The organism is Bacillus sp. AFS088145 (assembly GCF_002564465.1).
In the GTDB taxonomy this organism is placed as follows: domain Bacteria; phylum Bacillota; class Bacilli; order Bacillales; family Bacillaceae_G; genus Gottfriedia.
Window position 1 is genome coordinate 22,066 of sequence record NZ_NUUX01000047.1, and the last position, 9,936, is coordinate 32,001.

General features: G+C 31.9%; 10 protein-coding genes. 7 read left to right on the forward strand and 3 right to left on the reverse strand.

All coding sequences use genetic code 11. The annotated features are described in order from the left end of the window. The first annotated feature begins 11 nt into the window (after positions 1-11). From COI44_RS22385 to COI44_RS22395, 3 genes are all read left to right on the forward strand, one after another. The gene (locus tag COI44_RS22385) at positions 12-413 is read left to right on the forward strand and encodes a DUF350 domain-containing protein (RefSeq protein WP_069034569.1); all 402 of its coding nucleotides are present in this window, start codon (positions 12-14) and stop codon (positions 411-413) included. 693 nt (positions 414-1,106) lie between these two features. Beyond that, positions 1,107-1,991, forward strand: a complete 885-nt coding sequence (locus COI44_RS22390) for an ABC transporter ATP-binding protein (RefSeq protein ID WP_098429862.1) — start codon at positions 1,107-1,109, stop codon at positions 1,989-1,991. Beyond that, complete coding sequence (locus COI44_RS22395) at positions 1,992-3,221, forward strand: ABC transporter permease (protein WP_098429863.1); 1,230 nt, start codon at positions 1,992-1,994, stop codon at positions 3,219-3,221. Between the two features lie 45 nt (positions 3,222-3,266). On the opposite strand, the gene COI44_RS22400 is transcribed toward COI44_RS22395, so the two are convergent. The 3 genes from COI44_RS22400 to dat form a co-directional block, all read right to left on the reverse strand. Further along, a complete protein-coding gene (locus tag COI44_RS22400) occupies positions 3,267-4,103 on the reverse strand; it encodes an SGNH/GDSL hydrolase family protein (protein WP_098429864.1) in 837 nt (278 codons plus the stop codon). 272 nt (positions 4,104-4,375) lie between these two features. Further along, positions 4,376-4,675 carry a hypothetical protein gene (locus COI44_RS22405; RefSeq protein ID WP_098429865.1) on the reverse strand — a complete coding sequence of 100 codons (300 nt, stop codon included), beginning with the start codon at positions 4,673-4,675 and terminating at the stop codon, positions 4,376-4,378. Positions 4,676-4,744: 69 nt separating this feature from the next. After that, on the reverse strand, positions 4,745-5,629 hold the full coding sequence (gene dat / locus COI44_RS22410; RefSeq protein ID WP_179887230.1) for a D-amino-acid transaminase: 885 nt from the start codon (positions 5,627-5,629) through the stop codon (positions 4,745-4,747). 153 nt (positions 5,630-5,782) lie between these two features. Here dat and COI44_RS22415 point away from each other — a divergent pair, with 153 nt between their 5' ends. The 4 genes from COI44_RS22415 to COI44_RS22430 all read left to right on the forward strand — a co-directional run. Next, complete coding sequence (locus tag COI44_RS22415) at positions 5,783-6,592, forward strand: sugar nucleotide-binding protein (protein ID WP_179887231.1); 810 nt, start codon at positions 5,783-5,785, stop codon at positions 6,590-6,592. 126 nt (positions 6,593-6,718) lie between these two features. Next, complete coding sequence (locus tag COI44_RS22420) at positions 6,719-8,425, forward strand: AMP-binding protein (protein WP_098429868.1); 1,707 nt, start codon at positions 6,719-6,721, stop codon at positions 8,423-8,425. 268 nt (positions 8,426-8,693) lie between these two features. Then, positions 8,694-9,281 (forward strand): fatty acid metabolism transcriptional regulator FadR, encoded by a 588-nt coding sequence (locus tag COI44_RS22425; protein WP_056472373.1) that lies wholly within the window; start codon positions 8,694-8,696, stop codon positions 9,279-9,281. 37 nt (positions 9,282-9,318) lie between these two features. Beyond that, a partial coding sequence (locus COI44_RS22430) for an enoyl-CoA hydratase (protein ID WP_098429869.1) occupies positions 9,319-9,936 on the forward strand: 618 nt, incomplete at its 3' end.

A 9,936-nucleotide genomic window follows, 5' to 3' on the forward strand; every position in this document is an offset into this window, starting at 1 on the left:
TGAGAAGATAAATGGATAGTATTGTTAGTACTTTGATGTATTTAGGATCAGGACTTATTCTTTTATTTATTGGATTTTTAGCTTTTACTTTTACCACTAAGATGAGTGAACAAAAATTAATTTTAGAGGATGGTAATATTGCCGTTGCACTGAAATTAGCGGGAAAATTAGTAGGGTTAGCAATTGTTATTATGTCAGCAGCAAAGTATTCAGTTAACTATGGTGATTTCATTATTTGGAGCTTAGTTGGTATTATAGCTCAAATGGTTACCTATTGGATTGCAGAATTTGTATTATTTCCAAAAATTTCGTTTGCTAAAAAGGTTGAAGAAGGAAACATTGCAGTAGCTGCTTTATTGTTTACTTTAAGTGTAACAGTAGGTTTATTAATTTCAGGTAGTATTTCATATTAATAGATAAATGAGAATACTAGGGTGGTATTCTCATTTTCAGAGTGTTGAAATATAAAATCGTCAATAGGGAAAACGGACTTTAAGTGAAGATTTTATAATGATAAAATTACCATTTTTTGAATGATCTTTTACTGACTTTAAATGTTAATATGTTTGAGCAATTTCATTATTTCAATAAAACTAGAAATGATCTTTTTAGAAGTTAAAAATATTATGAGCTTTTTTGGAAAACAAATTCGATTGTTTAGTTTAATATATGTTCAATATTAATTGATCTACAATCTGATTAATATTCAACAGTTAGATTACGCTAAGTAAAGGCTATTTGATTAGGGTTTATCGCTTACATTTTTTGATGAATTAGTTGATTGGAATGGAGGGATGCTCGACTCCTATGGGATTAGCGGGAAGGCTAAAGACCCCGCAGGCTTGCAGAGGAGGCTAAAGAATCTCGCCCCATGGAAAGCGAGNNTTTGGTAATTTAATTGACAACGTTGTTTTTCAATAGCGTGAAATGAGAATACTAGAATGGTATTCTCATTTTTTCATTTCTGTCTTTAGACTAATCAAGTTAGATAAACAGACAAACTAAAACGATTTTTACCTTTTATTAGAATTCTTTTAAATGTATGCTTAATGTATAGGAATTACATTTAAGTAAACTTTTACTTAAACTTCAAAGGGGGAAGAGCGTTGACTTTAGAAATAAAACAGCTTTCTAAAAATTTTGGAGATACTTTTGCCGTTAACGAATTGTCATTGACTTTGCCTACAGGAAGAGTATTTGGTTTATTAGGTAGAAATGGAGCAGGTAAAACGACCACCATTAAAATGTTATTAGGCCTTCTTACACCTACAAAAGGAGAAATAACTTGGAAAGGGAGCCCATTTAAAACCGATAAAGTAAAGGTAGGGTATTTACCAGAAGAAAGAGGATTATTTACCAAAAGCAAGGTTGTTGATCAGCTTAAATATTTCGGGAAATTAGAAGGTATGTCTAATAAAGAGGTTGATGTAGCAATAACATATTGGCTAGACCGTCTAGAAATACCACATTATCGAAATAAAAAGGCAGGGGAACTTTCAAAAGGTAACCAACAAAAAATACAACTAATTGTAACTTTATTACATAACCCTGAGTTGATTATTTTAGATGAGCCATTTAGTGGACTAGATCCAGTTAATGCAGAGTTAATGGCTTCAATTATTACCGAACAAATTCAGAAAGGGAAAACGGTCATATTATCAAGCCACCGTATGGATCAAGTGGAGGCTTTTTGTGAGCATGTTTGTATACTTAAGAACGGTAATGTAGTCGCTGAAGGTAGTTTAAGTAGCTTAAAAGAAGACTATGGGTATAGAAATTTAATTTTAGAAGATATAACATCGATTAAACAATTACTAGATTCCAATAATGTAAGTTATGAACAAAAGCAATTAGGAATCTACGTAAAGGTAAAAAGTGATGATGAGGCTTTTACGATTTTAAATCGTATTAAGTCAGACTTAGGTTCGATAAAGAAGTTCCAATTATTAGAACCTACACTAAATGATATCTTTATAGAGAGGGCGAAATAAATGAAGAAATTTAGTACGGTCTTTTTATTTCATTTACGTGAAGGTCTTTTGGCAAGAGCAACGATGATTATGAGTGTTATTTTATTTGTATTAGTCGTTGGAATATTTGGAGTACAAAAATATTTTGCTGGTACAGAAAAGAATAATAAGGATAAAGATAAAATTGTTTTAATTGATAACTCGAAAAATTATTCGGTAGATATTGCTAGTTTAAACAAAACGATTAAATCTGCAAAGATCGAGCAAAGCAAAGCATCGAAAGAAAAAGATTTAAAAAATCAAATTGAAGATGGTTCAAAAGATGGACTGCTTATTCTTTCCGAAAAAAACAATGTCCCGTCAATTCAATATACGTATAAAAAGTTTTCAAATAGTGAAGTGCTTTCAGTCGTAAATATGACTTTGCAGCAAAATTACTTAAATAAAACTGCCCAAGATTTAAAGCTATCGCCTGAATCTGCAACAAAGTTATTGCAAAAAGTAGAAGTAAATGAAAATGTTCTAAAAAACCCAATGGCCACATTCGGAATTGCTTACTTTTTTGGTTTCTTATTGTATATGTTTCTATTAATTTATGGAAACTCAATTGCAACGGGAATTGTTGCTGAGAAGTCTTCTAGAGTAATGGAGGTATTACTACCAAAAGTAAGTCCTGTCGTGACTTTATACGGAAGAGTCATTGCGGTGTTTTTTGTAGCTTGTGCACAATTAATTGTATTAGGGATAGGTTTTCTTTTTGCCAATTTATTAGGCTGGGTTAATACAAATGCGATATCTTTTTTCGGAATGAAAATAGATTTAGAGGCATTAGATGCTACAACCATCATTGCATTTGTAGTTTATTTCTTATTAGGCTATTTACTTTATGGATTACTTTACGCTGCAATTGGGTCAGTTGTTTCAAGAACAGAAGAGCTTCAAATGGTTCTGATGCCAATTACTATTTTAGTCGTAGCGGCATTCTTTATTAGTATCAATGCATTAGTAAATCCAGGTGGTACATTTGTTCAAATTAGCTCATATATTCCATTTTTTGCTCCACTTGTAGCATTTTCTAGATTTGTAAGTGGAGAAATGAATTTTATAGAAATAAGTGCTAGTATATTAATTTTAATCGTTTCAATAATGATTTTAACTCGTGTTGCTAGCCGTATTTATGTTAATGGGGTAATGTATTACAGTGAAAAAGTAAAGTGGAAAGATGTAGCTAGATTATTAAAAAGACAATAAAAAAAATAGATCTCATAGGTCNNTGAGATCTATTTTTAGCAGTTTTTAATTTTCTGTTGTATGATCATTATCCTCATCTTCTATACTACTTTTAACATCCTGCTGCAGAACTTCTAACTCTCCAATTACAATCTCCGAAACACGTTTATATCCTCTAGTTTTATTTGGATGCATACTATCAATTAAATAATATTCACCGTTCATTCTATTCCAACCAACATTAGAGTATAGGTCGATGCATGGCAATGCGTAAAATGTAGCTACATCTTTTACAGCTCTAGCATAATCAGATGTTAAATAACCAGCTTTATTTTTATCTTCATATTTTCCGTTGTGATATCTAGGTACAGGCGTCATAAGAATAATCCTACAATTTGGTAACCTTGTTTGTATTTTTTCAATCATTGAACACAAAGCACCGATAAATGTAGATTCGTCTAAATTGGGTCGTTCATTTGTTGGGAACCCTTTTCCTAAAGGAATACCTCTACCAAAGTCATTTGTTCCACCCATTATTGTTAAAAGTTGAGTATTAAGTGGAATCGTAGCATTGATCCTTTGACTGTTACACATACTTGATAAAATTTCTATCGTTCCATTTGGCTGTGGTTTAGGTGGTTGACCTTTGTAATTTCCATTCTTATCAATCCAAGCAATCGAACCATTTTCAGCTATGGTTGTTCCGCCAATCCCTCTATTAACATGAGTTAGGCCTAACTTTTCTGCTACAGCAGGCTGCCATCCGTTAGACGAAGTGATACTATCTCCGTAACTAATCCATTTTTTTGATTTGTAACCGGTTATTTTTTTTCCTTTTGCCTCAGCTATATTTGTAAATAATGAATTAAAAATACGTTTTACATACGATGTTAGTCTTGGCATAGCAATCACCCTTTTTACATATTTACTTCATAAACATGTAAAGCCTATTTACTAAAAATGAAATTACAATGACAGTACAGGATTTTTTCGCATGTAACATTTTATATATAAAAATTATTCTATATTACATTTATTCAAATAAAATCAACTTAACAAAACTTTAATCAATTGTTAAATCTGTTTTTTAAAGTTGCACTTCGATCGTAAGAAAAACAACAAAAAGCCTGTATCTTATAATTTCAGTCTAAGATACAGGCTATACTTTTAGGCAACTAATGGTACTTATAACTATTTTTATCGGAGCTTTTTTTCATGAAAATCCCAATAATTAACTGAAAGAGACCAATAATAAATATGATTGGATACAATACCCACATCAACATCCCTGCCCAGCCATCTCCTTCGATAATAGCGTAGGTAATTCCAATGGCAAATGACAAAAATGGCCCAATGGCTACCATATTCGTGATACCCCATATGATGAATTTTCGTTTTCTAGATTGCCCTATAGTAAAAACGAGAGCAAGAGCCGCGCCAATTAAGGCGATCAAAATTGCTATAAAAATTGCCAAGTCAAGTCACACCTCACTAAGGTAAACCAGCAGTTTTTCATGCAGTTTTATAATGCTATATAGTGATGTCTAGTTTGTTGACTGATCCTGAAGAATTTTATCAATTAAATTAGTGTATGAATCTTGAATTCTCTTTGTTATTTCTCCACGCTTTCCTATACCGATAGAATATGATTTTTCATTAATTAAAACAGAAGTAACAGGTAGGATGTCAGAAACTGATGCTGTTGTAAAAGTTTCATCCGAATTTAAAAGTTCATCAATTGAGAATGGAATCTCTTTTACTTCGAGTCTTTCTTTTTTTGCAATTTCAAGTACTACTTTTCGAGTAATGCCATTTAGAATTAAGTGATTGGCAGGATGAGTGTATAGGGTAGAGTTTTTTACGATAAAAACGTTTGTTGCTGATCCTTCTGTAATGATCCCATCTCTATGCAAAATTGCTTCTTTCGCTCCTTTAGCGTAAGCCTCATTTTTTACTAAAACACTACCTAATAAGTTTAAACTTTTTATATCACAGCGGAGCCATCGAATATCATTCGTTATATAGGCAGTTATTCCTTTTTCCATTTGCTGTAATGGTCTATGATCTTCTCTTACTGTATAAGCAATCAGTTGTGGCTTTAAATTAGCTTCGTCTTGGTAAATATGATTTCGATTCATTACACCTCTACTAATTTGGATATAAACATATCCGTTATCATAATCGCAAGTGTTCATTAAATAAACTAAATCACTTTCAAGCTTTTTCAGGTGCATTTTAAAAGGTATTAATATTTTTTCACAGCTTTCCTTCAAGCGAATTAAATGTGCATCGAGTTCGAAATAAGACTTATTGAAAAAACGAATAACCTCATAAACGCCATCTCCAAATTGATAACCTCGATCTAAAATATTTACATTTGCAGATTTTAAATCGACAATACGGTTGTTTAAAAGAACCTTTGTTTTCATATGAACCCCACTCCCTGTTATCATTTAAGTCTGATTGATTAAAAGCTTTTAAATAGTTTGACTTTAAATTTATGACCTTTGTAAACACTGTTTATTATGATACATTCAATATATCACAAGTTTATTAAATATTTTGTAAAAAGGAGAGAGACAATGAAATTATTAATTTTAGGTGCTAGCGGGCTAGTTGGGAAGGCTTTAATAAAAGAATTTTCTCCTGATTATGACGTTTATGGAACGTTCAATCAAACAAAATTAGATTTGAAAAATGATCAACAATTACAATGGGATATTAATGATTCAGAGAAAATTTTGACCTGGATAGATCGTATTTGTCCAGATGTAATTGTTTCTTGTTTACGTGGTGATTTTAATGTTCAACTTGAGGCGCATTCTAGAATAGTAGAAAAAATAAAATCAACTTCAACGAAATTTTTATTTTGTTCTACAACAAATGTTTTTGATGGAGAAGTTTCAAAGCATCACGCTGAAAACGATCTTCCTGTTGCCGAATCAGATTATGGACAATTTAAAATAAAATGTGAAGAATTAATTAAGAATGAGATTGGCGATAATGGAATCGTATTAAGATTGCCAATGGTTTGGGGAAAACAATCACCAAGACTAAATGAGATAAAGGATAAAATAGAAAAGGGCCAAGAAATTGATGCATATGATAATATTTTTTTAAATCATGCAATTGATACAGGAATTGCTAAGCAAGTAAGAAAAATTATTGAAAATAATTTAAAAGGGATATTTCACCTTGCAACAACTAATATTGACTCGCAATACTCATTTATTTTTAAACTTGTAAAAAGATTATCAAATGAGGGGAAAGTTAAATCTCTCACTTTAGAAAACTTTCATGAATACAATTTTGGATTATTGACTAATCGCACAGATATGTCATCTAGTTTTTACTATGATAGTGATGAAGTAATTGATCAATTGGTTCAATAAATTCCAAAACAAATTCAAAATCCACTAGTGATTAAATATTCTTAATATTTTGATTGTATAGCTGAAATTTGTAACATATACTAATTTTAGTATGAACATACTTTTAAAATACTGGTGGTGAATGGTATGGAGGAACCAAGATTAAGGCCTTGGGTGAGTCAGTATCCAGAGCAAATACCAGCTACATTAGACGAACAGTTTGATTTATTACCAACATATTTAAAGCAAACAGCTTCAGAATATCCAGCTAAGAAAGCGCTTAATTTCCTTGGGAAATCGATGACCTTTAATGAAATTTATATTCAGTCTTTAAGATTCGCCAATTTTTTAAGGAATTTAGGAATTAAAAAAGGCGATCGAGTTGCAATTATGCTTCCTAATTGCCCTCAAGCAGTGATTGCTTATTATGGGATTCTTTTTGCAGAAGCAATTATCGTCCAAACAAATCCGCTATATACTGAACGTGAGCTTGAATATCAAATGAATGATAGTGGTGCAACAGCTATTATTTGTTTAGATTTATTAATTAATAGAGTGTACGAAGTAAAAAAATCTACTAATCTTCAACATATTTTTGTTACTGGGATTAAGGACTATTTACCATTTTTTAAAAAGCTGTTATATCCTTATTCAAAACAGCCAAAGGCACCTGAGATTCCTAATGATCACTCGATTCATCAATTTAGTTTTATTATGCAAATATCTACACCGATTGAACAGGATCTCTCAAGTAGTAGTGTAGAAGATGTAGCAATACTTCAATATACTGGAGGAACTACTGGATTTCCTAAAGGTGTCATGCTTACACATGAAAATTTAGCATCAAATACGTTAATGGCAGAAAAATGGTTATATAAAAGTAAGAAGGGCCAAGAAAAGATTTTGACTGTCTTACCTTTTTTTCATGTATATGGAATGACGACATGTATGAATTTATCTATCATGTGTGCGTATGAAATGATTATCGTTCCGAGATTTGATGCAACTCAAATGCTTAAGGCGATCAATAAATATCGGCCTACATTGTTTCCAGGTGCTCCAACAATGTATATTGCATTATTAAATCATCCTGATTTAAAGAATAACGATATATCAAGTATTCATGCTTGCTTAAGTGGTTCCGCAGCATTACCTGTTGAAGTTCAAGATCAATTTGAAAAGGTTACAGGTGGAAAATTAGTAGAGGGCTATGGTTTGTCAGAAGCTTCTCCAGTTACACATAGTAATTTCCTATGGGATAAGCGAGTAACGGGCAGCATTGGAGTTCCTTGGCCAAGTACAGATGCTAAAATAGTATCTCTAGAAACTGACGAAGAATTACCTTATCGTGAAATTGGGGAATTAATCGTTTCAGGACCACAAGTAATGAAGGGGTATTGGAATCGGCCAGAGGAAACCGCAACGACGTTGAAAAATGGCTGGTTATATACAGGTGATTTAGGCTATATGGATGAGGAAGGCTTCTTTTATATCGTTGACCGTAAGAAAGATATGATTAATGCAGGAGGGTTTAACGTTTACCCTAGAGATATTGAGGAAGTATTATATGAACACGAGGCTATTAAAGAAGCAGTTATAGTTGGTATTCCTGATGCATATCGTGGTGAAACAGTTAAAGCTTATATTGTATTAAAAGAAGGAAAATCAGTGACTGAGGCTGAACTAGATGATTTTTGTCGGAAATATTTAGCAGCTTATAAGGTTCCGAGAATTTATGAATTTAGGAATGAATTACCAAAAACAATGATTGGTAAAATCTTAAGAAGAACATTGCTAGAAGAAGAAAAACAGAAGAATACGAAACCTGAGGATTCTGATGAAAATTTAATATAATAATATATGGGGGATGATAACATAAGCATCCCTCTTTATTTTACGAACTGTTATTAAAATACTATGCTAAAATAAATTTAAAGATTGATTAGAAAAGAAACCTGATAAAATTGAATGAAAGTACAAAGATTAAAAAGAATAGTAAAAGCTTTTGTAAAGAAACTTTATACATAAAAAATATTACAGGACAATTGACAATTTTCTGATAAATTTGTATTATGAGAATATGAATGATTATTCATTCACTGTAAGAAGGGGTTAATAAAAAATGAAAAGAGATAAACCAAAATATAAACAAATAATTGATGCTGCAGTTGTTGTAATTGCTGAAAATGGTTACCATCAGGCGCAAGTTTCTAAAATTGCAAAACAGGCTGGTGTAGCTGACGGAACAATCTATTTGTATTTTAAAAATAAAGAATCCATCTTAATTTCACTGTTTGAAGAGAAGATGGGAAATTTTACTGAAAAAATTCGTGAAAAAATTGAAGGTAAACCGGACGCGATATCGAAATTATTAATGTTGGTAAAAACTCACTTTTATGAAATGTCTAAAGATTCTCATTTAGCAATCGTTATGCAATTGGAAGTAAGACAAACAAATATTGACCTGAGATTAAGAATAAATGAGGTACTAAAAGAGTATCTACATATCATTGATTCAATTTTAAATGAAGGAATCAATAGTGGTTTGTTCGACAAACAATTGGATATTCGTACAGCTAGACAAATGATCTTCGGCACGATTGATGAAGTGATGACCCATTGGGTAATGACCGGTCAAAAACAAGATTTAGAGTCAAAAGCCGATAAAGTTCACCAATTATTAATAAGAGGATGCGGGTACCAAAATTAACGTTCTAGTACATTTTGAAAAATAGGGAGGAATAGTTGTGAGTTTAATTCAATGTAAAATATCCGATGGTATTGCATTATTAACAATTCAAAATCCACCAGCAAATGCAATGTCTTCGGTTGTATTTGCTGATTTAGTTAAGCGTTTAGATGAATTAGAAAATAACAATGATGTAAGCGTTTTAGTTGTTCATGGAGAAGGTAGATTTTTCTCTGCAGGTGCAGATATTAAAGAATTTACTTCTTTCAAAAATGCTGAAGATGCAGCAGTTGTTGCAAGAAGAGGTCAACTAGTTTTTGATCGTGTTGAAAATTATTCTAAGCCGATCATCGCAGCAATTCACGGAGCTGCATTAGGTGGCGGACTAGAATTTGCAATGAGCTGCCATATTCGAGTTGTTGCAGAAAACGCAAAACTTGGTTTACCTGAATTAAACTTAGGAATTATTCCTGGGTTTGCTGGGACACAACGATTACCACGTTATGTAGGTAAAGATAAAGCATTAGTTATGCTTGCGACTTCTGAACCAATTTCTGGTGTTGAAGCTAAGGAATTTGGATTAGCTACAATTGTAGTACCAGAAGAAACTTTATTAGATGAAGCTAACGCATTAGCAGCGAAAATTGCGAATAAAAGTATGCAATCAATTCAATAT

Coding starts and splice junctions, on each gene's coding strand:
- COI44_RS22385 (WP_069034569.1), top strand. CDS start 12: ATGGATAGTATTGTTAGTACTTTGATGTATTTAGGATCAGGACTTATT.
- COI44_RS22400 (WP_098429864.1), bottom strand. CDS start 4,103: ATGCCAAGACTAACATCGTATGTAAAACGTATTTTTAATTCATTATTT.
- COI44_RS22415 (WP_179887231.1), top strand. CDS start 5,783: ATGAAATTATTAATTTTAGGTGCTAGCGGGCTAGTTGGGAAGGCTTTA.
- dat (WP_179887230.1), bottom strand. CDS start 5,629: ATGAAAACAAAGGTTCTTTTAAACAACCGTATTGTCGATTTAAAATCT.
- COI44_RS22420 (WP_098429868.1), top strand. CDS start 6,719: ATGGAGGAACCAAGATTAAGGCCTTGGGTGAGTCAGTATCCAGAGCAA.
- COI44_RS22395 (WP_098429863.1), top strand. CDS start 1,992: ATGAAGAAATTTAGTACGGTCTTTTTATTTCATTTACGTGAAGGTCTT.
- COI44_RS22425 (WP_056472373.1), top strand. CDS start 8,694: ATGAAAAGAGATAAACCAAAATATAAACAAATAATTGATGCTGCAGTT.